Source organism: Streptomyces abikoensis (assembly GCF_014648775.1).
GTDB lineage: Bacteria > Actinomycetota > Actinomycetes > Streptomycetales > Streptomycetaceae > Streptomyces > Streptomyces abikoensis.
The window spans coordinates 481,683-506,686 of sequence record NZ_BMRT01000004.1 but is presented as its reverse complement, the minus strand read 5'-3'; the positions used below and the strand labels follow the sequence as shown (position 1 = coordinate 506,686).

Genomic DNA, 25,004 nt, shown 5'->3' with positions numbered 1-25,004 from the left:
CCGGTGGACGGCACCGGTAGGCGACCCGAACCTCAAGAGAACCTCAAGAGACGGCTGACACCATGGCCGCCCAATAGCACTCTCCTCAGGGCACGCGGCCGGGTGGTGCCGCCCGTTCGTGCCCGGTTCGGTGACGTCCTTTTGGGGTGGGGTAACCATGCAATTCGGATTGCTGGGGCCGTTGGAAGTCCTTTCGGACGGCGTGCCGGTGGTGCTGGGCGGGACCAAACAACGAGCCACTCTGGGCTCGCTCCTGCTCCAGGCCAACCGAGTCGTCCCGACGAGCGAACTCCTCGGCTCGCTGTGGGACGGTGACGGTGCGCCGGTCACGGCGCGCAAGATCCTGCAGAACGCGGTGTGGGCCCTGCGCGGCCTGCTCACCGCCGGTGGCACCCGCGTCAACACCGCGGAGCTGATCACCAAAGCGCCCGGCTACATGCTCAAGGTCGACCCCGCGCGCGTCGACCTGTTCGTCTTCCGGCAGCGGGTGGCGGACGGCCGGGCGGCACTGGCCGCACAGGCGCCCGAGGCCGCCGCGGTCCTGCTGCGCGAAGCGCTGGACCTGTGGCGCGGGCCCGTCCTCGCCGACCTCGTGGAGGCGGGCGTCGCCTGGCCGGAACTGACCGCCGCCGAGAAGGCGCGGCTCGACGCGATGGAGGACTTCTTCGAGGCGGAACTCGCCTGCGGGCGCCACCACACGGTCCTGGGACGGCTGGAGGCGATGGTCGAGGGCCACCCCCACCGGGAGCGGTCCTCCGGGCAGCTGATGCTCGCGCTCTACCGCTGCGGCCGCCAGGCCGACGCCCTCAACCTCTACGACCGGGTGCGCGCCGCCCTGGGCGAGGGCCTCGGCCTGGAGCCCGGCCGAGGACTCCGCATGCTCCAACGCGCGATCCTCCAGCACGACCCGTCCCTGCTGACCCCGGGCGCCCCGGGGCCCGTTCCGCACACGCCGCCGCTCACGGTGGCCCCGGCGTCGCCGGGTGGGGCGGGGTCGGGGGCGGCGGGGCGTGCGGTGACGGGCGTGACGGCCGGGCTGGGGCCGGCGTCGACATCCGGGCCGGCACCGGGCCTGCCGTCCGGGCTGACGCCCGGTCTGACGGCCGGGCCCGGAGCGGGGTTGTCGTCCGGGGCCGCGCCGGGGCTCGTGCTCGGCGTGGCGTCCGGTCCCGGGTACGGCCTGGCGCCCGGGCCCGGGCCCGCGTCCGGGCGGATGCCCGGTGTGACATCCGGTGTGGGGTCCCACCCCGAGTACGGCCTGATGGCCGGTGGGGCATCCGGCTCGACGTCCGGCCGGGCGTTCGACCCGGCGTCCGGTGCGGCACCCGGTCCGGTGCCCGGCCTGGGGATCCCGGCGGCATACCCGGACACCCCCGCCGCTGGGCCGACCTCCGGCCTACGGACTTCGATGGGGCATCCGGGCGGCCCCCCGGCCGCCGCTCCGGGCGCACCGGACAGCGCCGCCGCCGCCCCCGAACGCATGACGGTCAGCGCCCTCCTGCTGTGCGCCCGCCCCGCGGGCTGGCGCACGGCGAGCCCCGGGAGCGCCGACTCCGCGCTCGAAGGGCTCGGCAGCATGATCCGTGAGGAAGTCGAGCGCTGCGGCGGCACGTTCGTGACGAACATCGGCTCCGTCGCCCTCGCGCTGTTCGGCATCCACGACCCGCGCGGCGCGGCCGAGCGGGCGGTCCGCGCGGCGCTGGCCGTACGGACGCGGTGCGGTGCCGACGGCGGCGCCACGGTGACCGCCGCCGTGGCGTCGGGCCCCGCGCTCGTCCGGCTGCCGGGCGGCGACGGCGCCGGGGGCGCCGACGGGGCGCCGCCCACGGTCGTCGGGACCCTGCTCGACGACGGCCGGGCCCTGCTGGCCCGGGTGCCGGACGGCCGGGTGTGGCTGTGCGGAACCACGCGCCACGACATCTCCGGCGCCCTCCACCTGCGCAGGGCCGCCGGCCGGCCGGACGCGTGGGAGGTCCTCGGCGTACGGGGCGAGCCCGGGGCGCCGCGGGCGTACGCGCGCCTCGCGGCCGTCGGGGAGCACGACCACGAACTCGACCTGGTGGCCGGGCTGCTGGAGTGGTCGCGGCTGCGCGGGCTGTCCCACCTGGTGACCGTGCTCGGCGAGCCCGGGTCGGGCAAGACCCGCTTCCTGGGCGACTTCGAGCGCCGCGCCCTGGAGGCGGCCCGGGCGCCGGTGCGGATCGTCACCGCCTATCCGCCCGACGACGACGATCCGGGCCCCCTGGCGCTCCCGGCCCTCGTCCTGGCCGAGTGCTGCGACATCCTGCCGGGCGACTCCATCGACACGGCCCACGACAAACTGAACGCCGCCCTCCGGCGCCAGACGGCCGATGCCGACGAGCGCCACCGGCTGCACCAGCGGCTGCTGCCGCTGCTGTCGCCCGTGGGCGCCGCCCTGCGCCGCCCGGACGTCGGCGACGTCCTCGACGCGTGGCGGGAGTTCACGGTCGCGGCGGCCCGCGTCCAGCCGCTGGTGGTGGCCGTGGACGACATGCACCTGGCCGGGGACGAGTTGCTCGGCTGCGTCGAGTCGCTCGCAGACACCGGGGCGGACGACGCGGCGGCGCTCCTCGTCGTCGTCACCGCCCGGCCCGATCTGTTGCGCCGCCACCCGTGCTGGGCCGGCAGCATGCGGCGCGCGGTCACCATCACCCTGATGCCCCCGGCCGGCGCGCGCCCCGAACCGCCCGTGGCCGGGCGGGGCGCGCCCTGCGAGGGGCGGATCGCCGTATGACGTAAAGGCCCTATGAAGTGAAGGCGGTGGCCTCCCCCGAGCGTCGGGGGAGGCCACCGCCTCGTTCAGACCTTCCAGACCCCGGTGGCGGCGGCCCGTGCCACGAACTCCGAGAAGTCGCGCGGCGGTCGGCCCAGCACCCGCTGGACGGTGTCCGTGGGGGTGGCGTTCCTGCCGTCCCGGATCGTGGCGACGAGGTCGGCCACGAAGACGGCGTAGTCCTCCGGGACGTCGTACGAGACGAGCTCGGCGACGTAGTCCTCGTGGGAGACCGGGGTGTAGCGCACGGTGCGGCCAGTGGCCCGGGCGATCTCGCCGACGGCCTCGTCGAAGCTCAGGGCGCGCGGCCCGCTCAGCTCGTGGACCTGCCCGCCGTGGCCGTCCTCCAGGAGCGCGGTCACGGCGACGGCGGCGACGTCCTCGGCGTCCACGAACGGCTCGCGGCCGCTGCCCGCGGGCAGCGCCAGCTCACCGGCGAGGATGCCGTCGAGCAGGACGCCCTCGTCGAAGTTCTGGGCGAACCAGTTGGGGCGCAGCAGGGTCCACTCGGCGCCGGACTCCCGGACCGCCCGTTCCCCGGCGACCAGGGACTTGCCGCCCACGGTGTCGGTGACGCGGGCCTGGAGGACCACCAGCCGCCGGACACCGAGGTCGACCGCCTGCTTCGTCAGGTCCCGGATCTGGGCCTCCGCGTCCCACTCGCCCGGCTTGTCCTGGCGGTCGACGAGGTAGGCGGTGTCCGACCCGGCGAGGGCGGGCTCCCAGGTGGCCGTGTCGTCCCAGTCGAAGCGGACTTCACCGGAGCGGCTCGCCGCGCGGACCTTCGCGCCGCGTTCCCGCAGCCCTTTCACGACGCGGCGGCCGGTCTTGCCGGTGCCGCCGAGCACCACGATCTTTCTGTCGGGCATGGTGGCCATGGCCTTTCCGTCAGAGGAAGAGGGTGTCGGGGGCGAGGCCGAGCAGGGAGCGGCCGTGCACCTCCTGGTTGGTGCGGTAGGCGAACAGCGCGTGCAGCGCCAGGCCCCGCATGTCGCGGTGGAAGCGCTGGAAGGCCACGTCCCGCATGATCACGGAGGCGCCGGCGGCCTCGAAGAGCTCGTCCACGGCCTGGCTTGCGAGCTCGATGGCGAAGGCCGCCCTGCCGCGCGCCGCCGCCCGCTCCGGGGCGGTCGGCAGGGTGCCCGCGTCCGCGTGCCGCTGGAGCTCGCGCAGCCAGCCCTCCTGGAGGGCCTCGGCGGCCGCGATCTTGTTCTCGGCCTGGGCCACCTGGACCTGGGTCACCGGCGACTGGCTCTGGTCGGTCCAGGACGTGTAGGTGATGCCGCGGCCGGGCAGCCGGTCCAGGAAGAGCTCGTACGCGCCCCTGGCGAGCCCGAGGTAGGCGGAGGCGCCGAGGGCCATGAAGAACGGGATGAACGCGTAGTTGCGGCCGGTGGCACCGGTGTTGGACCGGTCGCCGGTGCTGCCGGCGAGCACGTCCAGGAGGCTGACGACGCGGTGGGCGGGCACCCGTACCGCGTCGGCGGTGACGGTGGAGCTGCCGGTGCCGGCGCCGGCGGAGGCGTGCCAGTCGTCGGCGATGGTCAGCTCGGAGACGCGCACCAGGGCGGCGGAGGGCGCGGGCGTGCCGTCCGGCCCGGGCAGCAGGGCCGCGAGCAGCGCCCAGTCGGCGCCCCGGCAACCGGAGATCCAACCCCAGCTGCCGCTGAGGGTGTAGGCGCCGTCCTCGGTGGGGGAGAGGGTGCCGGAGGGCGTGAAGCCGGTGGAGACGCGGACCGAGCCGCCCGCGTACACCTCCTCCTGGGCCGCGTCCGGGAAGAGGCTCGGCACCCACGCGCTGGACGCCCAGATCATCGACACCCAGCCGGTGGCGGTCTCGGCGCGCGCGATCTCGGACACGATCCGGGTCAGGCCGGCGACCGGGGCCTCGAGACCGCCGAAGCGGCGCGGGACGCTCAGCCGGAACACGCCCGCCTTGTCGAGCAGTTCGATGTTCTCGTCCGGGATCCAGCGCCGCTCCTCGGCCTCGGGGCCGCTGGCACGGAGCGTGGCGGCCAGGGCGGTCACCTCGTCGAATACGGCGGCGACGGCGCTGTCGGTGGTGGACATCATGCCTCCAGAAAGTTATCGGCTTTTCCGTGCGATCCGATTCTTTCGAGGGGCAGTCATGTGCCGGTAACGGCTATTCCTCGGGGGAGGAACGGGACGTCAACCGGGGGGCGGTAATTTCCACGGCAAGAAGAAATGGGTCGGTAATTCAACCGGTAACCCGAACGGTAATCCGAACTGGTAACCCGGCGGCCGGTAACCGAACCGGTAACCCGGCCGGTGATCGGGTGGGCAAGCCGTCCGGCGGGAAATGAAAAAGCGCGCCCTGCCCCGGGCATCGAGTGCGGCCGGGGCAGGGCGCCGTGGGAGGCCGGCTCCGGGGGAGAGCCGGCGAGGCGGGTGGGGGTCAGGCGTCGACGGGCTCGCGGACGGGGTCGGCGCCGGCGGCGGCGGGGTCCTCGATGCCGGAGCGGTTGCCCAGGCCGAACGCGCTGATGAAGGCGGCGATCAGCGCGGCGGCGAGCGGCACGATCAGCGCGGCCCGGTAGCCGTCGAGCTGCGCGGCGGACGACGTGCCGTGCGTGGCGCCGATGGAGACGGCGGTCACCGAGGACAGGCCCAGGGCCGCGCCGAACTGGAAGGAGGTGTAGAGCAGGCCACCGGCCACACCCTGCTCCTCCTCGTCGATGCCCTCGGTCGCGATGATGGTCAGCGGGCCGTAGGCCAGCGAGAAGGCGAGGCCGAGGATGATCAGGCTCGGGAACATCGCCAGGTACGTCCAGTCCATGTTCACCGGCAGGAACAGGGCGTAGGACAGCGCGGCCAGCAGCAGACCGCCGCAGATCACCCGGGCGTTGCCGAACTTCGCGACCAGCTTGGGCGTGAGCGTCGGGGAGAGGATGGAGTCGATGCCGATGACGATGAGCGCGAAGCTCGTCTGGAGGGTCGACCAGCCGCGCAGCTCCTGGAGGTAGAGCACCGCGACGAACTGAAACCCGAAGAATCCGGCGGCGAAGAGCAGGCCCGTCACATTGCCGCGGATGAGCGCACCGTTGCGGAAGAGGCCCAGCCGGATCAGCGGATTGCTTGACCTGCGCTCGATGAGGACGAAGGCGAGGAAGAAGACCAGCCCGGCCGCGACCGTACCGGCCGTCACGGCGGTCGCCACGTGCGTGGCCCGCTCGACGGCGAAGACCAGGAGCAGGATGCCGGCGGTCACGCTGATCGCGCCGCCCAGGTCGACGCCCTGCCCGGACCGCTCCGGCCGCGGCGACTTGGGGATGAGGACCACGGCGGTGATGAGGATGAGCAGGGAGAGGATGACGGGGGCGAAGAACACCCAGCGCCAGCTGACCGAGGCCAGCAGCCCGCCGACGACCAGGCCGATGGAGAAACCACCCGCGGCGGTGCCGGAGTAGACGAGCAGCGCCTTGTTGCGCTGCGGGCCCTCGTCAAAGCTTGTGGTGATGATCGACAGGCCGGCGGGGGTCATGAAGGCCGCCGCGACACCCGTCACGAAGCGGGCCACGATCAGCATCCACCCCTCGGTGGCGAATCCGCCCAGGCCGGAGAAGAGCAGGAAGACGACGAGCCAGAACACGAACATCTGACGGCGCCCGAAGAGGTCGGCCGCCCGGCCGCCGAGCAGCATGAAGCCGCCGTAGCCGAGGACGTAGGCGCTCATGACCCACTGGAGCATGCCGGTGGACATGTCCAGGTCGGCGCGGATGGACGGCAACGCCACATTGAGCATCGCCACGTCGATGCCCTCGAGGAAGATCGCACCGCACAGCACGAACAGCACGCCCCAGGCGCGCCCGCTCATGCGGTCGGTGCCGCTGCCCGATGAGGTCTGCGGTGTGGACACGGAAAGGCTCCTTGCGGGGACGGAAAATGGGAAGGGGAGGGTAGGGAGGGTGAGGAAGGGGCGGAGCGGAGGTGACGCCACTCTTGAGGGCCGCTTGAAAGTGGCGTGAAAGTGGCGCGGGGCGAGGCGAGTTGGGCCGGAGAACCCGCGGTTCCCTCTTGTAACCACTCGAATCATCGGGCAGTGTGAATCGCCATGGAAGAAGGCACTTTGAAGTCACCGACTCACTGCACGGGTACCGAGGCCGAGTACGAAGTCCGGCAATGGGACACCCGCGAGGGCTGCGAGGTGCGCCAGATCCTCGACCGGGTCGCCGACAAGTGGTCGCTGCTCGTCATCGCCCTCCTGGACCGCCGCAGCCTTCGCTTCTCCGAGCTGCGCCGGGAGATCGACGGCATCAGCCAGCGGATGCTCACGGTCACCCTCCGGCAACTGGAGCGCGACGGCCTCGTCCTGCGCACGGTCCACCCGGTGGTCCCGCCGCGCGTCGACTACGAGCTCACCCCGCTCGGGGTGACCCTCCACGACACGATCCGCTCGCTGGTCATCTGGACCGAGGAACACCAGACGGAGGTCGCCGCCGCGCGCGCCTCGTACGACAGCCGTACGGCTGAGGAAGCGCAGGCATCGTAGGCTCGCTCATACGTGACTATGGTGGCCCGATGACGTCGATCAAGCAGTTCCAAGTCACCTTCGACTGCGCGGAACCCGAGCGCGTGGCCCGTTTCTGGTGCGAGGTGTTGGGGTACGTCGTACCGCCGCCGCCGAAGGGTTTCGCTTCGTGGGCCGATTTCGACCGCTCGCTGCCGGCTGAGCACCAGGGTTCGGCGTTCGCCTGCGTCGATCCCACGGGTGTCGGCCCGCGGCTGTTCTTCCAGCGCGTTCCCGAAGGCAAGGTCGTCAAGAACCGGGTGCACCTCGACGTACGGGTCGGCACCGGGCTCGTGGGCGACGAGCGCCTCGCCGCACTCGAAGCCGAACGCGCGCGACTGGAGGCGCTCGGCGCGGTATGTGTGCTGGTGCAGCGTGCCGATGGCATCAACGAGTCCTGCATCACGATGCAGGACGTCGAGGGCAACGAGTTCTGCCTCGACTGACGGCTGTTGGTGGCCGTTGATGACGGTTGGCTAGGTTGGGCGGATGCCTACCGAACCACCCGTCATCCTCCTGCTGTCCGGCAGCCTGCGCGCCGCCTCCTCCAACGAGTCCGCGCTGCGCACGGCCGAGTCGGTGGCCGCGTCGGCGGGGGTCCGCACGATCCGCTACACCGGGCTCGCGGACCTGCCGCACTTCAACCCCGACGACGACCACGATCCGCTGCCGGGCCCGGTCGTGGAACTGCGGACGGCGATCGCGGAAGCCGCGGCCGTCCTGATCTGCGCCCCCGAGTACGCGGGCACGCTGCCGGGCTCGTTCAAGAACCTGCTGGACTGGACGGTCGGCGGGACCGAGATCTGCGACAAGCCGGTGGCATGGGTGAACGTGGCCCCGGCGGGCCGCGGCGGGGGAGCGGAGGCCACGCTGCGGACGGTCTTGAGCTATACGGGAGCCGCCATTGTGGAGCCCGCGTGCGTGAGGATTGCGCTGTCGCAGGGAATGGCCGGCCCGGACGGAGTCGTCGCGGACGAGGACGTGCGGAGTGGGCTCCGGCGGGTGCTGGAACGGTTGGCGGAGGCCGCCTGAGCGGCCTCCACGGCTACTTCAGATCTCTCGAGACGAAGGAGCCCATGCCGGGCTCCGTGTAGATGAGGCCCTCGGCACGCAGGGCCCGGTGCACCTTGTGGGCCGTCATGCTGGCGATGCCGAACTCTTCCGTGAGCTGAAGGACGGACGGAACTCTCGTCCGAGGTGGATACGTGCCGTCCTTTATACGTTGCCGAATCACTTCAGCCACCTGCCGCCAACGCGGGATGTCGGGAACGAACTCGATCACGTCGGCACGCTACGTGTGCCTCAAGTGTTCGTACAAGACGTAGGTCGCTTCGGTTTGTTTGGAATGCAGCAACTCGCCAGGGTTCTATAGGGCCCTACTGCTAGCCTCCAGGCACGCAAAAGGACCCCGGCGGCCGTAGGAGCGGCCCCGGGGCATGGCCAACGCTGCGCTAGGAGCGTCGACATGCTCAACCTTATCCGCCGCCTCGCCTCACGGCTCGGGCGGCCTCAACGCCCCCGCACTCCTGACACCCCGTGTCCGCAGAACACCCCGCATCCCCAGAGGCGCGACTACGCCGTCGTAGTCACCCCACACGGCATCAACTTCATCCCCCGACAGCCGAGCGCAGCGGACATGGCGGGGGAGGTGGCCCGATGAGAGGGGATCGCTACACCCTCACGGCCCCCACCGCGCCGTCCACGGCCCGGCTCGCGCGGGAGTTCGTCACGGCGACGCTCGTCGCCGCCGAGCGGCGGCTGCTGATCGAGCCGGCCCGGCTCTGCGTCTCGGACACCGTCGCGAACGTGGTGCGCCACGCCCGCGTACCGGAGCTGACGGTGGAGATGACCGTCCATGCCGAGAACGTGGTGGTCGCGGTCCGAGACGACGACCCGGGGCGGCTGCCGTGGCCGCGTCAGGCCGTCGGCGAGAGGGGCGGCGGCGACGGCCGGGGCCTGGCGCTCGTACGCAGGCTGTCGCACGCGTCGGGTGTGACGTGGGTGTGGGACGGCCTCGACGTCGTCGGCAAACAGGTGTGGTTCGAGCTACGGGAGTGCGCGGCGCTCACCGTGTGACATAAGGCGCCAAAGGGGCCACTGACGATTGTCAGTGGCCTCTGCCATGGTGTGTGCAACGACGGGGAAACGACCTGCACACGTTCGTAACAGAGTGCTCGTCAGCCCCGGAAGCGCTTTGTGATCACCTTGACGATGTTGATAGACATGTTCGAGTCGTCAGTGACACATGAGAAACGACGGGGGTGAGCTCGTGAAGTTCGATATGGGACAAACGACGCTGTCCGGACTGATTTCCCGGACGCGTGGTTCCAGTGACGATCTGGGCGGTCTGATCCGCCAGCTGATCGTGGCCGCGCAGCCGCTGGAGGGCAAGTTCAACGGCGCGGGCAAGGCCGCCTTCGACCAGTTCAAGTCGCACTCCGACGAGGTGACGGCCGCGCTGAACAGCTCGCTGAGCGCGATTCTCGGCGGCCAGTCCGGCATGGACTCGTCGTTCGGCCAGGGTGACCAGGAGTCGGCGGACAACGCGCGCCAGCAGATGGCGGCGGCGAACTTCGACGCGGCCCGCTTCTCGGGTCGCTAGGAAAACGGGGGTAATCGACATGGCTGGTGCGGGTGCGGACCGTCGTAGTTACGACACGGGTGCGTCGAGCGAGGTGCAGGGATCGCTCGCGGGCATCATCTCGCGGCTGGAGTCGGTGCTGAGCGAGCGTGACGCCGCGGTGAAGGCGGCGATGGCCGACTTCCAGGCCGATGGCGTCTCGGATCAGTACCACGGCAAGGAGCAGCGCTGGAACAAGGCGGCCACCGAGGTCCGCCAGATCATCCACCTGCTGCGCTCCACGATGGAGAAGAACGACGGCACGGCGCAGTCGACGCTCTCCAAGGCGAAGGCCGCGGTCGACGCCATCGGCTGAGGCCCGCGCCGACGGGCGAGAGCAAGCAGCGTTTCGTAGAACGGGGGAAACATCGTGTCCAAATGGGATATTCAGCCGGACGGTGTCCGTACGGTGCTGAATAACACCGGTGAGATCGCCGGAAAATTCGAGGAAGAATTCACGGCCTACAGCGAGGGCCTGGTCGGCTCCGCGACATCGGCGGGCACGATGATCCTGGGCGGGACGAAGGCGCCCGAAGGGGGCGCGTTCGGTCCCGTCGCCCAGGCGCTGCAGGAATTCCAGCAGCACACGGAGAACGACGTGAAGTTCCTCCCCGTGCGCGCGGGCAAGTCCATCAAGGGCGCCCGGGAGGCCACTGAGGCGTACATCAAGGGCGACGACGAGATGCTGCAGAACAAGCAGCACATGGCCGCCCAGGCGCCGACTCCGGAAGAGCTCAAGGGCCCGGGCTCGAAGGGCGGCAAGCCGTGATCGATCCCAGCAAGATTCCCACGTACACGGGCAATCTGGAGCAACTGGAGACGCACGCGGCGTCGCTGAAGAAGACCGCGGGCAACATCCGGACCACCGGCAAGGACGTCCACAACGCCTTCCAGGCGCTGGACCCGGTCTACAACGGTCCCGAGGAGAAGGAACTCTTCAACTCGACCATTCCGGTCCGGGACAAGGCCGACGATTTCGCGAAGAAGCTGGAGTCCGTCGGCGGCGCGCTGCAGAGCTTCGCGACAGAGGCGAAGCCGCTGGTCGACAAGATGGACCGGCTCCGCAAGGAGGCCGAGGCCTTCGTCGCCGCGAACAAGGGCGACGACGACTGGCAGAAGGACCAGAAGAAGATCGATCAGAACGCGCGGATGGTCAGCGAGGTCGGTACGACCTGGGTGGCCTTCCAGGGGGTCGAGCGCGACGCGGCCAACAAGATCACGGCGCTCGTGGGTGGCACGAAGTTCGTCGTGGACGACGGTTCGCACAAGGCCGGCATGTACGGCTTCAAGGAAAGCGACGTCAAGGACGCCAAGGAAACCCCTTGGGGCACGGTCGACAAGCGTGAGTACACCGGCTGGCGGGCCGCGTGGGAGTGGACGAAGGACAACGTCGGCGGTGCGCTGAAGGGCTTCTTCGTCGACGGCGTGTGGGGCACCATCAAGGGCCTCGGCAGCATGGTCAACGTCTTCGACTGGGACAACTTCAAGAAGACGTGGTCGGGTATCGGTGACGTCTTCGGTGGTGTCAGCGCGTACCTCATGACGCCGTACGACTGGGCCATGGACAAGATGTTCGGCCCGGTCGACCACAGCGACACCGACCGCCAGAAGGCGGCCCTGCGCAACTTCGGCAAGTCGCTCGTCGCCTGGGACGAATGGGGCAAGGACCCGGCGCGGGCGTTCGGGACGGTGCTGTTCAACGGCATCACGATCGGCTCGGGCAGCCTCCTCAAGCTCGGCAAGGCCGGCGAGGTGGCCAACGCCGGCAAGGTGAGCGCGGGCGCGAAGATCGCGGGCGCGCTGGGCAAGGCGGGCGCCCTCTCCGACCCGATGAGCTACCTGGGCAAGGCGGCGAACGTCACCAAGATCAAGGTCGGCGACTTCATGGAGGGCCTGAAGGCCAGCCGCGAGGGCCTGAACGACCTGGGCAAGAACCTGCCCACGGGCACGGGCGCCCACCCGGTCGAGCCCCCGGCGACGCCCGCCGCGCACACGGGCGACGCGCCCCACGCGGGCGACGGCCTCCACTACACCGACAACAAGGGCAACCCGCGGGTCGTCCACGGCGACGGCACCATCCGTGACCCGCAGGGCAACATCGTGCCCAACACGAAGGCCATCGAGGAGCCGCACAAGTCGGACCTGCCCAACACCACGCACGAGCACGAGACCGTTCCCTCCAAGGAGAAGGTGCTGGAGGGCGCCGGCGGCCCCGGCCACGTGGCCGACCGCCCGACGGGCGGCGGCTCGGGTACGCACGGCGCCGGCAGCGGCGGCTCGCACACCCCGTCCGGCGGCGGCAGCGGCGGCGGCCACGGCACACCGCCCTCGAGCGGCGGCCACGGCCCCTCCGACCCCGGCGCGGACGCGGGCAAGGGCGCAGGCCACGACGCCGGTTCGGGTGCGGGCAAGGACGCGGGCCACGACGCTGGTTCGGGTGCGGGCAAGGACGCGGGCCACGACGCTGGTTCGGGTGCGGGCAAGGACGCGGGCCACGACGGCGCTGGCTCGGGCAAGGGCACCGGTCACGACTCCGGCTCGGGCGCGGGCAAGGGTGCCGGCCATGAGTCGGGCTCGGGTGCGGGCAAGGACGCGGGCCACGACGGCGGCGCGGGTTCTGGCAAGGGCGCGGGCCACGACGCTGGTTCGGGTGCGGGCAAGGACGCGGGCCACGACGGCGCTGGCTCGGGCAAGGGCACCGGTCACGACTCCGGCTCGGGCGCGGGCAAGGATGCCGGCCATGAGTCGGGCTCGGGTACGGGCAAGGACGCGGGCCATGACGGCGGCGGCTCCAGCAAGGAAACCGGCACTGGCACCGGCACCGGTCACGACTCCGGCTCGGGTAAGGGCGCGGGCTCCGGCCACGGCGGCGGCGCCGGCCACGACGGCACTGGCACCGGCACCGGCGCGGGTCACGGCGGCGGCTCCGGCCATGACGCCAGCGGCTCCGGTCACGACGGCGGTGGCTCAGGCCACGACGGCGGCGGATCCGGCACGGATTCCGGATCTGGATCCGGATCCGGGTCGGGCGACCACACGCCGCCCGGCACGTACAAGCCGGGTCACGGCGAGGAGGTCCCGAACCTCAAGCGTCACGACAACAACTTCTCGGACACGCACAACCACAAGGGGCAGCGCAAGAGCTACCTCAACGAGGACGGCGACCTCGTGCCCGCCAACCCCGACGGCGACGCGTCGATCGTCGACCACATCGTGGGACGCGAACCGAAGAAGTCGGAGAGCCCCTACACCTCCACCAGTGAGGACGGCGCCAACGCCAAGGACTACGGCGGCCAGAAGATCTCGATCGATCTGCCGCGGCTCGTGGACGACATAGCCAAGGGCAAGGTCAAGGGCGTGGAGGTCTATTCGCCGAAGGAGGTCGAGGCGGCGATTCAGCAGAGCGCCGACAAGATCGCTGGCCGGCCCATCGACATCAGCGTCCCGCCGAACACGCCGCACCCCGAGATCGACGAAATGGCCCAGAAGATCGCCAAGGACCTCGGTCTGGGCAAGGCCAAGACGAAGAGCCTCGCGCAGCGCATGAAGGACATGATGCACACACGCCGGGACTCGGAATGGCTCATCAAGGGCATCGTGCCGCATGACTACATCACCGGACCGTGACGGCGGCCGACGGGCGGAATGCGAAAGGATGCCACTCATGACCCGCTTCAGTGAATTGCTCGGCACGGATTTCGACGGCGAGCCGACGACCGACATCGAGGACGTGCTCTACGGGGCCTTCGACGACCCCGCGCACCGGGACCGCGTCCCCGGGCTCGTCGAGCTGATGAACGACCCCGCCGCGCCGGAGATCGAACGGTTCCTGGCCTGCGTGGCGCTGACGATGTGGGGCGAGGCGGCCGGGTACGAGGCGGTGCTGCGGGCCGCCGCGGATCCCGAGGCCACGCCCTGGTACGACTTCTCGATCGACCGCAAGTTCTCCGTCGACAGCACGTTCGCGCAGCTCGCGGACGCCGTGGCCGAGCGGGACCTGGCGGAGGAGAAGGGCACCGAGGCCCTGCGGGTGGAGGCGGCCCGCGCCCTGGTGCGGCTGGCCGACAGCCAGTACTTCGAGGACAAGCTGGGCGAGCTGTTCGACAACGCCACGCTCCGGGCGCTGCTGGACGACATCAAGGACGTCGTCGGCCGGGGCGTGCGGTTCCTGACCACGGACGAGAAGCGCCGGTTCGACCTGCCCACTCAGCTGGTCGACCTGGCGAGCGGGGTGTCCACCGTCGACGGCCCGCTGGGCGTGGAACTGGCCATGAGCGTGCTCGACGCCGGCACCTACCCCCGCACGCTGAAGCACGCCGTCCCCATCGTCCACCGCGCCAAGGGCCCGGAGGCCCGCCGGCTCGGCGAGTACCTGCTGACGGTCGGCGACGAGGACGTGCAGCGACAGGTCCGCGAAATCCTGAACGGGTCCTGAGCCCGGCGCATTCGCTACCGAAAGGACGTCGTAGGGCGCGGTGTGCGCTCTACGACGCCTCCGGAAGAGCTCTGCGCTCACGGCAGCTTCACACCTTCCGGAGGAGCCGGGCAGAGGGCGAATTCTGCTGGAAGCCTGGAGGACCGCTCCGGACCTTGCTTCTCTACGGGAGCCGGCCGAGTAGTGATCCGCACTCAGTACTACGTTCGGGACGGGGTCGGGGCGCCCCTCTTCTCCGGGCCCGCCGGGCTGAGGTTCCTGGGGCAGTGGGTGACGGCCGACATCCAGCGCGCGGCTCGACGGTGCGGACGTGGTCGGGGCGTCGCTCCACGACGTGGACGCGCGCGAAGCGAGCTTTCGTGGCACGAGGTTCCTCGCTGCGTCGCTGTGCGGCGTCGACATGAGGGGAGCGGACCCGACGGGTGCCGTCCTGCGAGGGATCTCCTTCAAGGTCACGGTCGACGACACCACGGTGGTGCGCGGCCCGGCGGACAGGTTCGGGTGATTCCGCCCGGCGGGGCGTCGGCTGAGCCCCCGCCACCGTCGAAGGCGGCGATATCCGCGTAATGTCCGGCAGCCGTCCGGCAGCGCTTTGCGTTTTCTCAGGAGAAGTTGATAGGCATGAGCGCGCCGGTGCGTGCCAAGACCGCACCGCTTGAGAGTGCAGTGAACGATTCGGGGGATTTCGTGGCGACTCCGCCGCAGCAACAGCCATTTCCGGCACAACAGCCCGACGGGGGTCGGCAGCCCGCTCAGGCGCAGCCCGGCTGGGGCCAGCCCGGCTTTCAGCCGCAGCAGCCGCAGCAGGGATTCCAGGGGCATCCGGCCCAGGGCTACTGCCGCCTCTGCGGTGGTTTCCCCGCCGCCGATGTGACCGTCCGCGGGCATCAGGGCATTTTGATCATGATGCGGTTCCTGAGCCTGAACGGCCCGTTCTGCCGTAATTGCGGTACGGCCGTGCTGCGCGACATGACCGGGAAAACGCTGCTGCAGGGCTGGTGGAGTCCGCTCTCGCTGGTCATCATCACCCCGTTCACGCTGTTGTGGAACGTATTCGTCAGGGCCAAGCTGAACAAGCTCGAGCCCTCTGTCCCGGGCCAGCCCGGGCCCCAGCTGGATCCGGGGCTGCCGCTGCGGAAGAGGCCGGCTGTCTGGGGGTTGCTGATCCCGGTGATCTGGGTGCTGTTCATGGCCTTTCAGTACGCCCGGGGTTCGTAGGGTCCGGCAGGGTCCGTAGGCCCACACCGGGCGGCAGAGGGCGGCAGAGGGCGGCAGAAACGCGGCAGTGCGCGGCAGAGCGGGGAATGATGGCGAAGGATTACGACAGTCAACTGCTGGAGTCGGTGTCGGTACGGCGCCGGCGTATGCGTGATGCCCTGCTCTTCGGCGCCCAGCGGGCCCGCCGGACGGCCGACGAGAAGCTGGGCAAGGTATTCGCGGGGATCGCCGTCGCGGCGGTGCTGTGCGCGGGGTGCGTGGGGTGGTCGTTCATCCAGCACACCCTGGCCAAGCAGAAAGAGCAGCAGAAACAGCAGGAGCAGCGGTACGCGCCGCAAGTGACTCCGTCTCCGGCGTTGTCGCCCACGCCGTCCGAACCCAACTCCGACTCCGACTCTTCGCCCTCTCCTTCGCATACGAAGTCGGCGAAAAAACCGAAAGGAACGCACAAAGTGACGGAGCCGGCCCAGTGATAGGTTCTGCCGCGTGGTGAATACGGGGGCGAAACAGCGTACGGAATTGAGCAGGGTCACGCTTGTCGGCGAGCGCCGGCGGGTGGATCTCGTGCTCCCCGCGGACGAGCCCATCGGGCGGCTGCTGCCCGACGTTCTGCGGCTGCTGGGCGACACGGTCGGCGAGCGCCCGGCCGCCCGGCATCTGATCACCGCTGAAGGAACGGTTCTGCCGCAGGACGGCACCCTCGCCGACGCCGGCGTTCCCGACGGTGCGCAGTTGCGGCTGGTACGCGTGAACGACGCGCCGTCCGCGCCCGTCGTGCACGACGTCACCGACGAGCTCGCCGAGAACCTGGACGTCCGCGCCTGGCGCTGGCGTCCCGAGGCGCGGCGGTGGACCGCCAGCCTGGCGACGATCGCCCTGGCCGTGACCGCCGGTGTGCTCGCCCGCGCCAGCCTCGGGTCCGCCTCCGTGGCCGGTGGTCTCACCGTGGCCGCCGCGCTCGTCGCGGCCCTCGGCGCCGTCGCCTCCCGGATCCGCGCCCGAGGCGCCCAAGGCACCCGAGGCGCCCAAGGCACCCGGAGCAACGGGAGCAACGACAGCGGCGACGGCAACGGCGGCGGAGACGACGTCGGCCGCGGCCTCGGCACGACGCTCATGCTGACCGGCGGCGCCCTCGGCACCCTCGCCGCGTGGACCGCCGCCGACGCCCACGCCTGGTCCGGGCCCGCCCGGCTCGCCGCCGTGGCCGCCGCGCTCGCGGCGACGCTCGCGCTGCTCGGGCTCTGCTCCCGCCTCGGCAAGGGCGGCCTGATCGGCGCCGGTGCCGTCGTCGTCACCGCCGGCGTGTGGGAGGCCGTCGCGGCCGCCCAGCACGACGCGGCGCGGCTGGGCTCGGTCATGGCCGTCGTCTCCGTCGTCGCCCTCGGCCTGCTGCCCCGGATCGCGCTGATGGCCGCCGGCCTCACCGGGCTCGACGACCGCCGCTCCGGCGGCGCCTCCGTCAGCCGGCACGAGGTCGAGACGGCCCTCGCGGCGACCCACCGGGGCCTGGTCCTGGCCACGGTCGCCGTCGCCGCCTCCGCCGCGGCCGGCGGTCTGCTGGCCGTCACCGCCATCTCGTGGTGGACTGTCCTGCTCACCTCCGTGCTGATGGTCGTGCTGCTGTCCCGCTCGCGCGCCTTCCCGCTCGTCGCCGAGGTCGTCGCGCTGCTGGCCGCCGCCCTCGTCCTGCTGGTCCGGCTCGTGACGCTGTGGGTCGACCACGTCCCCGGCACCCCCTACGGCCCGCTGGCGGCCCTGTGCGCGGTGGCCGTCGTGCCGCTCGCCGTCCTGGCGGTCCGGCTGCCGGAGCACGTCGGCGTGCGGCTGCGCCGCGCCGTGGACCTCGTCGAGGCCGTCGGCGTCATCGCGTTGTTCCCGCTCGCTGTCGGGGTGTTCGGCGTGTACGTGCGCCTGCTCCACCAGTTCTGAGCCCCACCAGTTCTGAGTTCCAGGAGAGAGGCATGTCCCAGGACGACTGGCAGGGCGACGTCCTGCGCAACCTGCGGAACCTGACGAACGAGCTGAACGAGCTCGCCGACGGGCCGCGGACGGCGGAAGGCGGCACCGAGGACCCACAGGTCCCCGGGCCGCCCGCCCCCGTCGAGGACGCCCGGCCCGCCGCCGCCCCGGCGGCGGTGCCCGCGCCCGCCCCCCGTCCCCTGCCCACCCCCGTCACCATGGAGATCCCGCTCCCCGAGGAGCTGGTCAAGGGCAAGCCGCTGAGCGGCGACTCCGCCGCCAAGCGGACCTCGCGCTCGCTGCGGCGCCTGGTGGGCTCCTCGGCCACCCGCGAGGTCGAGGAGGCCACGCGCGTCGCCCAGGCGCTCCAGCAACCCCTCACCACCGGCCGGCAGATCGTCGTCACCAGCATCCGCGGCGGCGCGGGCAAGACGACCGTCTCCGCGCTGCTGGGCCGCACCTACGCCCACTACCGCCAGGACCCCGTCCTGATGCTGGAGGCCGACTCCGCGCTGGGCACGCTCCCGGCCCGGCTGGGCGTCACCAAGGTGCGCTGGACGACCAGCGACCTCGCCCAGATCATCGACCCCTCGATGCAGCTCACCGACGTCGTCGGCTACCTCGTCCAGCTTCCCGACCGGGGCTGGCTGCTGCCCGGCAGCCAGGGCCGCGTCGGCAGCCGGCTGGACCTGCCCGACTACCGCACGGTGATGGTCGCGCTGCGCCGCTACTTCGGCATCACCGTCGTCGACTGCGACACCCTGCCGAGCGAGCTGTCGCGCACCGCCCTGGCGGCCGCCCAGGCGCGGGTGCTCGTCACCCCGGCCACCGTGGAGGGCGTCACCAGCACCCGCGCGGTGCTGGACTGGATGGCGTCGCTGGGGCGGCCGAGGATGCTGACGGGAACCGTGGTGGTCGTCGCCGCGTCGTCCCCCCACATGACGCTCGACGTGACCGCGGCGAGCGAGCACCTCCAGCTCGACGGCGTGAAGGTCCTGATGCTCCCCTACGACCGGCACCTCGCCGCCGGCGGCCCGATCCGCACCGATCTGCTCGGGCAGGTGACCCGCGAGGCCGTCACCGAGCTCGCCGCCGACGTCCTCACCCGAGCCATGAGCCGGCGAACGCCCCGATGAGTCGTCGAACGTCCCGATGCCGGCGAACGCCCCGATGAGCCGTCGAACGACCCGATGCCGGCCGACCTCCCGTTGAGCCGGCGAACCTCCCGATGCCGTCGAACGTCCCGATGCCGGCGAACCTCCCGATGAGCAGGCGAACCTCCCGATGACCACGCGAATAGTCCACCGCCCCGCCCGCACCACCCGGCCGTTGCCGGCGCCGGAGGAGCGGACCATCGAGCCGCCGCCCAACCTGCCCGAGGGCAAGACCGGCGGCGCCCTCCACACCCTCATGCCCATCGCGGGCGTGATGAGCTCCGTCGTGATGATGACGGTCGTGCGCAACAGCCAGTTCGCCGGACTCGGCGCGATCGTGCTCGTCATCACCGTGTTCGGCTCGGTGGGCATGCTGCTGTCGCAGCGCGGCAAGGCCCAGCGCACCCGCCGCCAGCAGCGCGAGCGCTACCTCGAATACCTGGAGGAGCTCCGCGAGGAGCTGGGCGCCGAGGAGCGCGAGCGCCGCGAGACCGCCCGCGTCCTCGACCCGCCGCCCGAGGCGCTCTACGACATCGTGCGCGACCCGGCCCGGCTGTGGGAGCGCCGCCGCCTCGACAGCGACTTCCTCAAGGTGCGCGTCGGCACCGGACGGATGCCCGCACGGCCCCTGAAGGTCGGCCAGCAGGGCGGCAGCGTCCTCACCCCGCCGGACCGCTTCATGCTCAACGAGGCGGGCGCGCTCAAGAACCGTTTCTCCACCGCGGCCGACCTGCCCCTGACCGTCCTCCTCGACCGCGTCGGCGACGTCAGCGTCGTCGGCGACCGCGAGGGCGTCCTGCGCGTCGTCCGCGCCCTGCTCGCCCAGGCCGCCGTCACCCACGCCCCCGACGACGTGGCCTTCGCGCTCGCCTGCCCGGGCGAGCGGATGGCCGACTGGGGCTGGTTCAAGTGGCTGCCCCACACCCTCGACACCGAGGAGCACGACGGGCCCGTCGCCGCCCGCCGCATCGCCCCCGCGCTCGGGCAGCTCGCCCGGCTGATGGGCGCCGACCTGCGCGCCCGCGCCTCCTACGCCGCCGAGGTGCGGCGCGGCCTCTCCGGCCGGGACGCCCTGGAGATGGCGAGCCGCCTCCTCGTCGTCAGCGACGAGTACGGCCAGGACGCGCGCGAACTGCCGCGCCCCGACGAGGCCGTGGGCCTCACCGACATGGGCGTCACCGTCCTCCACCTGGTCGCCGAGCGCGTCCAGGAGCCCGGCCAGGTGTCCCTGCGCATCACCGTCGACGGCGACCGGGTCCACATCGAGGACCTGCGCCCCGCCGAACCCGTCGTCTCCGAGGGCACCGCCGACAACGCGACCGCCGCCGGAGTGGAGGGCATCGCCCGTCTCCTCGCCCCCCTGCGGCTGTCCGCCGAATCCCTCGTGGACGCGCCCCTGTCCGGCCCCGTCGACTTCGCCGAGCTGCTCGGCATCGACGACCCGGCCGCCCTGGACGTCAAGTCGCTGTGGCAGCCGCGCGGCGAACGCGCCTTCCTGCGCGTGCCCATCGGCGTCAGCGACTCCCGCGAGCCCGTCCTGCTCGACCTCAAGGAGTCCTCCGAGCTCGGCATGGGCCCGCACGGCCTGTGCGTCGGCGCCACCGGCTCCGGCAAGAGCGAACTCCTGCGCACCCTCGTCCTCGCGCTGGTGGCCAGCCACCCGCCGGAGGACCTGGCCATGGTCCTCGTCGACTACAAGGGCGGCGCCACCTTCGCGCCCTTCGCCGACCTGCCGCACGTCGCCGGCGTCATCACCAACCTGGAGAACCAGGCCGGTCTCGTCGAGCGCGTCCACTCCTCCCTCGCCGGCGAGGTCCAGCGCCGCCAGCAGGTCCTCAAGGACGCCGGGAACGTCGCCGACATCGGCCACTACGCGGCCCTGCGCGAGACCCGCCCCGACCTCGACCCGCTGCCCCACCTGTTCGTCGTCATCGACGAGTTCGGCGAACTCCTCACGGCCAAGCCGGACTTCATCGACCTGTTCCTGTCCATCGGCCGCATCGGCCGCTCCATCGGCGTCCACCTGCTGCTCTCCAGCCAGCGCATCGAGGGCGGCAAGCTCAAGGGCCTGGACACCTACCTCTCCTACCGGCTCGGCCTGCGCACCTTCTCCGCCGACGAGTCCCGCACCGTCCTCGACACCACCGACGCCTTCCACCTGCCGCCCATCCCCGGCTTCGGCTACCTGAAGGTCGACACCAGCGCCTACGAGCGGTTCAAGGCCAGCTTCGTCTCCGGCCCCTATCGCGGCCCCGTGACGCGCGACACCGAGGACGACGGCCCCGCCGTCTTCCCCTACCCGGACTTCAACACCCTCGGCGAGCCCGAGGACGCCCCGGGCGACGGCGAACAGCCCGCCATGCGCCACCGCAACCCCGGCCCCACCACCATGTCCGTCGTCGTCGACCAGCTCCGCGACGCCGCCGTCCCCACCCGTGCCATCTGGCTGCCCCCGCTGCCCCGGGCCATCGCCCTGGACACCTCGGCCGGCCCCCTCCAGGCCGGCACGCGCGGCATGCAACTGGCCGTCCGCCCCGGCCCCATGCGGGTGCCGCTCGGCCTCCTCGACGACCCGGCCAAGCAGTGGCAGGGCCAGTGGATCCTCGACCTCACCGTCGCCGGCGGCCACGCCGCCGTCATCGGCGGCCCCCAGTCCGGCAAGACGACCCTGCTGCGCACCCTCGCCCTGTCCCTGGCGATGACCCACACCCCGCGCGAGGCCGGCGTCTACGGGCTCGACCTGGTCGGCGGCGGCCTCGCCGCGCTCTCCGGGCTGCCCCACGTCGGCGGCATCGCCGGCCGCGCCGACCGCGAACGCGTCAGCCGCACCGTGGAAGAGGTGCGCGGCATGCTTGCCGCCCGCGAGGAGCTCTTCCGCGAGCACGGCATCGACTCCGTCGAGCGGCTGCGCGAACTGCGCGCCGAGGGCCGGCTGCCCGAGCTGTCCTCCACCGAGATCGTGCTGCTCATCGACGGCTTCGGCGCCCTGCGCGACGACTTCGAGGAGATCGAGGACGCCGTCAACGACCTCCTCAAGCGCGGCGGCGGCTACGGCATCCACGTCGTCGCCGCCATGCACCGCTGGAACGACTGCCGCATCGCCACCCAGTCGATGTTCGGCACCCGCGTCGAGCTCCGCCTGAACGACCCCGGCGACTCCAGCATCGACCGCAAGCTCGCGGAGACCCTCGGCCCGGACGAGAAGGGCCGCGTCCTGACCGACGGCAAGCTCTTCGCCCAGACCGCGCTGCCCCGCGTCGACTCGCTCGCCAGCACCGCCGAGCTGGGCCCGGCCGTCGAACAGGCCGCCATGGTCATCCGCTCGTCCTGGTCCGGCGACGGCGCCCAGCGGGTGCGCGTCCTGCCCGCCCGCATCCCGGCGCCCTCGCTGCCGTCCGTGGCCGCCGAGCCCAACCGCGTGCCGATCGGCCTCGACCAGACGGCGCTCGCGCCCGTCCTGCTCGACCTGTTCAGGCGCGACCAGCACCTGATGATCCTCGGCGACAGCGAGTGCGGGAAGACCAACATGCTGCGCCTGGTCGCCCAGGGGCTCATGGAGCGCTACTCCGACGAGGAGATCGTCTTCGCGGTCTTCGACCCCCGCCGGGGCCTGCGCAAGCTGATCCCCGAGGAGTACCGCGGCGGCTACGCGCACAACTCCCGGCTCTGCGGCGCCCTGGCCACCGGCATCGCCACCGAGCTCGAGAAGCGCATGCCCGACGACCTCGCCGCCCAGGACGCCCTGGCGTCCGGCACCTGGTACTCCGGCCCGCGCATCGTCATCCTCATCGACGACTACGACATCCTCACCACCGCGGGCCAGCAACCGCTCGCGCCCTTCCTGCCGTTCATCCCCTCCGCCCAGGACATCGGCCTCCACTTCGTCGTCACCCGCCGGGTGGCGGGCGCCTCGCGGGCGCTCTACGAGCCGTTCCTGATGACCCTGCGCGAGAGCGGCACCACGGCCGTCGTCATGGCCGGCGACCGGCAGGAGGGCCAGCTCTTCCCCGGCGTCTACGCCGGGGCGCAGCCGCCCGGCCGCGGCACGCTCGTCCGCCGGGGCGAGGCGACGCGGCTGATCCAGACGGCGCTGGCGGCGGAGGACGCCGAACCCACCGGCAGCACAGTCACCACGGGAGACACGGGGAACACCGCATGACCAAGGACGTGATCGCGCTCACCGAGCGCATGCCGGACGCGACGAGCGTCCTGGCGGGCCTCCTCGCCGGCGGCCCCGACCTGCGGGTCGAGACCACCGGCGAGGGCGCCGTCATCCAGCTGTGCGACGCCGAGGGACGGCCGCTGGTCTCGATCGAGGCGCCCCTGATGCTCCAGGTGCCCGGGGAGGCCGACCGGCTGCTCGGCCCCGGCGCCGCGCCCGCAGGGGAAGGCCCCGCCTGGTGGATCGAGGCCCGGGCCACCACCGGCGTCCCCGAGGCCGAGCGCCTCGCGGGCGCCTTCGCGGCCCGGCTGACGATGCTGCTGGGCGGCCGGGTCTGGCCGCCGGACGCCCCCGGCACCACCGGGGCCGCCCGCCCCGTCGACGTGTCGGGCATCACGGCCGTCCCCGTGCCGGCCGCCGCCCAGCCGGCCGTCGACATGCTCACCGACCAGGCCGCGATCGTCCTCCAGGACCGGCCCGTCGTCCCCATGACGAGCTGGCTCTCGGAAGTGCTCCGCGCCACCGTGGAGAGCGACCGGGCCCTGCAGATCGTGACGCCGCCGCACTGCCGCCTCTCCCTCGCCACCCGCCAGCTCCTCCAGTCCACCCCGTCGCGCTGGGTGGTGCAGGACGAGCGCTGCGGCTACTACGACGGCCTGACCGGCGCGGTGCTGCGCTGGCAGGACGGCGCCTTCGTACCGGACCGGGGCGAGGACGGCGAGACGCCGGTGGCGGACGCCTTCGCGGAGACCGCGCGCACCGCCGACACCGCCCGCACCGAGGAGCGCCAGCTCGTCGTCTCCTTCCGCACCCACCACCGGCCCGAGGCGGACCTCGTCCTCGGCGGCGCGCTGGAGGCCGCCTGGCGGGCGCTGACGGGCGGCCCGCCGGCCGGCTGGGGCACGGCGGAACCCGCGGGCCTCGCCTGGTCCCGCCGCCAGCTGACGGACCTGGCCCACCGGCGCGCCCCCGAGCCCACCTGGACGATGGCCGTCGGCACCCCCGACCGCCCGGCCCTCGCCACGCTGCGCGTGGAGCGCACGCCGGACGGTGTGGAGGAGGACATCACCCTCACCCTCGGCTACGGCCCCGGCGAGCGGCCGCCGCTGGACGCGCTGCCCGCGCTGGCCGGCGAGCTGGTGACCGGGTACGGGCTGAAGACCATGGTGTGCCAGCTGCGCGAGGCGCGCCGGGACCTGACCGCCCCGCCCCGCTTCGAGCGGCTCCCGGTGCCGTACGCGTTCGCCCTGGGCGCGGAGGGGGTGCGGGAGGCCGGCCACGACCGCGCGGCCCGCACGCCCCTGCCGGAGGCCCCGCTGCGGCTGGGGCCGGAGTCCGGGCCGGGCTTCTTCTACGCGCTGGGGGACGGTGAGTCGGACGAGGGCTGGGGGGCGTTGGAGACGCTCATCCGCCATCTGCGGGGCGCGTGACGCGGCGCACTCCCGGCACTGATCACACTATTGCTCCGAATGCATGGTTCCGTTTTCACCCCTCTCCCTGAGAACCCCTGGTAATACCCCGATGAATCGTCACGGCATCGCAACCGGAGGCGAGTTGGTGGCACGATGGTCGGGTGGGGGGTGTGCGGGACGGCATTGGCTCCCGGGCCCGGCCAGGTGCTTCCGACCGAAGGTGTGATCAGTTGTGGCCATTTCACTGTCCGTGGTGCTGCTTTTGGCGATCATCCTGGTGGTGATGATCCGCAGTAAGAACATCAAGGCGGGGCCGGCGATCGTGGCGATCCTCTTCGGCTTCTTCCTCGCCTCCACGGGCATGGCACCGTCGATCAATCGTTTCCTCAGCTCGCTCGCCCAGACGATAAACGGCATCAAGTTCTGAGGCGGGCGCGACGCCCTGGGGAACGCCCGGGCGGAAAGCAAGAACGCCTCCGGCGGGGGGCCGGAGGCGTCATGTGGAGCGGGCGACGGGAATCGAACCCGCGTAGCCAGTTTGGAAGACTGGGGCTCTACCATTGAGCTACGCCCGCGTGCGCCGAACGCACCCCGATGGCGGTGCGGCACGGTGTGCATCGTAGCGGGTCGGGGCGGTCCGCCGCACGCCGCCCCCGGATGCGCCCCCCACGCGCCCCCTCGTGCACCGTCGTCCCCGTCCTGCCCTGCGAAAAAGCGGCGTC

General features: G+C 71.9%; 21 protein-coding genes, 1 tRNA gene and 1 pseudogene. 18 read left to right on the top strand and 5 right to left on the bottom strand.

All coding sequences use genetic code 11. The annotated features are described in order from the left end of the window. Positions 1-157 precede the first annotated feature (157 nt). A complete protein-coding gene (locus IE096_RS16560) occupies positions 158-2,755 on the top strand; it encodes a BTAD domain-containing putative transcriptional regulator (protein ID WP_189452348.1) in 2,598 nt (865 codons plus the stop codon). Positions 2,756-2,820: 65 nt separating this feature from the next. On the opposite strand, the gene IE096_RS16555 is transcribed toward IE096_RS16560, so the two are convergent. The 3 genes from IE096_RS16555 to IE096_RS16545 form a co-directional block, all read right to left on the bottom strand. Next, entirely contained in the window at positions 2,821-3,672 is an 852-nt protein-coding gene (locus tag IE096_RS16555) for an NmrA family NAD(P)-binding protein (protein ID WP_308430350.1), read from the bottom strand. A gap of 10 nt (positions 3,673-3,682) precedes the next feature. Then, positions 3,683-4,864, bottom strand: a complete 1,182-nt coding sequence (locus IE096_RS16550; protein WP_189452346.1) for an acyl-CoA dehydrogenase family protein — start codon at positions 4,862-4,864, stop codon at positions 3,683-3,685. 346 nt (positions 4,865-5,210) lie between these two features. Next, a complete protein-coding gene (locus IE096_RS16545) occupies positions 5,211-6,629 on the bottom strand; it encodes an MFS transporter (protein ID WP_189452829.1) in 1,419 nt (472 codons plus the stop codon). A 237-nt stretch (positions 6,630-6,866) separates the two neighbouring features. Between IE096_RS16545 and IE096_RS16540 the strand changes: the two genes are divergently transcribed. Genes IE096_RS16540 through IE096_RS16530 form a run of 3 tightly spaced genes read left to right on the top strand, consistent with a single transcriptional unit; the run spans position 6,867 to position 8,354 of the window. After that, entirely contained in the window at positions 6,867-7,304 is a 438-nt protein-coding gene (locus IE096_RS16540) for a winged helix-turn-helix transcriptional regulator (protein ID WP_126914150.1), read from the top strand. Positions 7,305-7,333: 29 nt separating this feature from the next. Further along, positions 7,334-7,768 (top strand): VOC family protein, encoded by a 435-nt coding sequence (locus IE096_RS16535; protein WP_189452344.1) that lies wholly within the window; start codon positions 7,334-7,336, stop codon positions 7,766-7,768. A 43-nt stretch (positions 7,769-7,811) separates the two neighbouring features. Beyond that, positions 7,812-8,354 (top strand): NADPH-dependent FMN reductase, encoded by a 543-nt coding sequence (locus tag IE096_RS16530; RefSeq protein ID WP_189452342.1) that lies wholly within the window; start codon positions 7,812-7,814, stop codon positions 8,352-8,354. 13 nt (positions 8,355-8,367) lie between these two features. Here IE096_RS16530 and IE096_RS16525 read toward each other — a convergent pair whose 3' ends face one another. Then, positions 8,368-8,604: a GntR family transcriptional regulator gene (locus IE096_RS16525; protein WP_189452340.1), complete on the bottom strand. Its 237-nt coding sequence runs from the start codon at positions 8,602-8,604 to the stop codon at positions 8,368-8,370. Positions 8,605-8,978: 374 nt separating this feature from the next. Between IE096_RS16525 and IE096_RS16520 the strand changes: the two genes are divergently transcribed. From IE096_RS16520 to IE096_RS16455, 14 genes and pseudogenes are all read left to right on the top strand, one after another. Beyond that, entirely contained in the window at positions 8,979-9,398 is a 420-nt protein-coding gene (locus tag IE096_RS16520) for an ATP-binding protein (protein ID WP_189452338.1), read from the top strand. 193 nt (positions 9,399-9,591) lie between these two features. Beyond that, on the top strand, positions 9,592-9,924 hold the full coding sequence (locus tag IE096_RS16515) for a hypothetical protein (RefSeq protein ID WP_126914146.1): 333 nt from the start codon (positions 9,592-9,594) through the stop codon (positions 9,922-9,924). Positions 9,925-9,943: 19 nt separating this feature from the next. Further along, positions 9,944-10,258, top strand: a complete 315-nt coding sequence (locus IE096_RS16510) for a pore-forming ESAT-6 family protein (RefSeq protein WP_189452336.1) — start codon at positions 9,944-9,946, stop codon at positions 10,256-10,258. A 54-nt stretch (positions 10,259-10,312) separates the two neighbouring features. Continuing rightward, the gene (locus tag IE096_RS16505) at positions 10,313-10,711 is read left to right on the top strand and encodes a DUF6507 family protein (protein WP_126914144.1); all 399 of its coding nucleotides are present in this window, start codon (positions 10,313-10,315) and stop codon (positions 10,709-10,711) included. Further along, on the top strand, positions 10,708-13,569 hold the full coding sequence (locus IE096_RS16500) for a dermokine domain-containing protein (protein ID WP_189452334.1): 2,862 nt from the start codon (positions 10,708-10,710) through the stop codon (positions 13,567-13,569). Before IE096_RS16505 ends, IE096_RS16500 begins: the two co-directional genes overlap by 4 nt. 37 nt (positions 13,570-13,606) lie before the next feature. After that, the gene (locus IE096_RS16495) at positions 13,607-14,377 is read left to right on the top strand and encodes a hypothetical protein (protein ID WP_229820240.1); all 771 of its coding nucleotides are present in this window, start codon (positions 13,607-13,609) and stop codon (positions 14,375-14,377) included. A gap of 298 nt (positions 14,378-14,675) precedes the next feature. After that, positions 14,676-14,882: pseudogene (locus tag IE096_RS31470) on the top strand (pentapeptide repeat-containing protein); the annotation flags it as partial. A 116-nt stretch (positions 14,883-14,998) separates the two neighbouring features. After that, a complete protein-coding gene (locus IE096_RS16485) occupies positions 14,999-15,595 on the top strand; it encodes a hypothetical protein (RefSeq protein ID WP_189452332.1) in 597 nt (198 codons plus the stop codon). Positions 15,596-15,684: 89 nt separating this feature from the next. Then, positions 15,685-16,068: a hypothetical protein gene (locus IE096_RS16480; protein WP_189452330.1), complete on the top strand. Its 384-nt coding sequence runs from the start codon at positions 15,685-15,687 to the stop codon at positions 16,066-16,068. 13 nt (positions 16,069-16,081) lie between these two features. Next, complete coding sequence (locus IE096_RS16475) at positions 16,082-17,524, top strand: EsaB/YukD family protein (protein WP_189452328.1); 1,443 nt, start codon at positions 16,082-16,084, stop codon at positions 17,522-17,524. 32 nt (positions 17,525-17,556) lie between these two features. Further along, on the top strand, positions 17,557-18,690 hold the full coding sequence (locus IE096_RS16470; RefSeq protein ID WP_189452326.1) for a MinD/ParA family ATP-binding protein: 1,134 nt from the start codon (positions 17,557-17,559) through the stop codon (positions 18,688-18,690). A 148-nt stretch (positions 18,691-18,838) separates the two neighbouring features. Next, the gene (gene eccCa / locus IE096_RS16465) at positions 18,839-22,867 is read left to right on the top strand and encodes a type VII secretion protein EccCa (RefSeq protein WP_189452324.1); all 4,029 of its coding nucleotides are present in this window, start codon (positions 18,839-18,841) and stop codon (positions 22,865-22,867) included. Then, complete coding sequence (locus IE096_RS16460) at positions 22,864-24,300, top strand: DUF6177 family protein (protein WP_189452323.1); 1,437 nt, start codon at positions 22,864-22,866, stop codon at positions 24,298-24,300. Before eccCa ends, IE096_RS16460 begins: the two co-directional genes overlap by 4 nt. A gap of 214 nt (positions 24,301-24,514) precedes the next feature. Beyond that, on the top strand, positions 24,515-24,709 hold the full coding sequence (locus tag IE096_RS16455; protein ID WP_126914139.1) for a hypothetical protein: 195 nt from the start codon (positions 24,515-24,517) through the stop codon (positions 24,707-24,709). A 74-nt stretch (positions 24,710-24,783) separates the two neighbouring features. Here the strand turns inward: IE096_RS16455 and IE096_RS16450 are convergent. Further along, positions 24,784-24,857, bottom strand: a tRNA-Gly gene (locus IE096_RS16450). Positions 24,858-25,004 lie beyond the last annotated feature (147 nt).

Bases quoted from the DNA above. Each gene is read 5' to 3' on its own strand.
- IE096_RS16510 (WP_189452336.1), top strand. From the start codon at position 9,944: ATGGCTGGTGCGGGTGCGGACCGTCGTAGTTACGACACGGGTGCGTCG.
- IE096_RS16540 (WP_126914150.1), top strand. From the start codon at position 6,867: ATGGAAGAAGGCACTTTGAAGTCACCGACTCACTGCACGGGTACCGAG.
- IE096_RS16495 (WP_229820240.1), top strand. From the start codon at position 13,607: ATGACCCGCTTCAGTGAATTGCTCGGCACGGATTTCGACGGCGAGCCG.
- IE096_RS16535 (WP_189452344.1), top strand. From the start codon at position 7,334: ATGACGTCGATCAAGCAGTTCCAAGTCACCTTCGACTGCGCGGAACCC.
- eccCa (WP_189452324.1), top strand. From the start codon at position 18,839: ATGACCACGCGAATAGTCCACCGCCCCGCCCGCACCACCCGGCCGTTG.
- IE096_RS16480 (WP_189452330.1), top strand. From the start codon at position 15,685: ATGGCGAAGGATTACGACAGTCAACTGCTGGAGTCGGTGTCGGTACGG.
- IE096_RS16545 (WP_189452829.1), bottom strand. From the start codon at position 6,629: ATGAGCGGGCGCGCCTGGGGCGTGCTGTTCGTGCTGTGCGGTGCGATC.
- IE096_RS16530 (WP_189452342.1), top strand. From the start codon at position 7,812: ATGCCTACCGAACCACCCGTCATCCTCCTGCTGTCCGGCAGCCTGCGC.
- IE096_RS16560 (WP_189452348.1), top strand. From the start codon at position 158: ATGCAATTCGGATTGCTGGGGCCGTTGGAAGTCCTTTCGGACGGCGTG.
- IE096_RS16520 (WP_189452338.1), top strand. From the start codon at position 8,979: ATGAGAGGGGATCGCTACACCCTCACGGCCCCCACCGCGCCGTCCACG.
- IE096_RS16555 (WP_308430350.1), bottom strand. From the start codon at position 3,672: ATGGCCACCATGCCCGACAGAAAGATCGTGGTGCTCGGCGGCACCGGC.
- IE096_RS16470 (WP_189452326.1), top strand. From the start codon at position 17,557: ATGTCCCAGGACGACTGGCAGGGCGACGTCCTGCGCAACCTGCGGAAC.
- IE096_RS16550 (WP_189452346.1), bottom strand. From the start codon at position 4,864: ATGTCCACCACCGACAGCGCCGTCGCCGCCGTATTCGACGAGGTGACC.
- IE096_RS16485 (WP_189452332.1), top strand. From the start codon at position 14,999: ATGAGCGCGCCGGTGCGTGCCAAGACCGCACCGCTTGAGAGTGCAGTG.
- IE096_RS16460 (WP_189452323.1), top strand. From the start codon at position 22,864: ATGACCAAGGACGTGATCGCGCTCACCGAGCGCATGCCGGACGCGACG.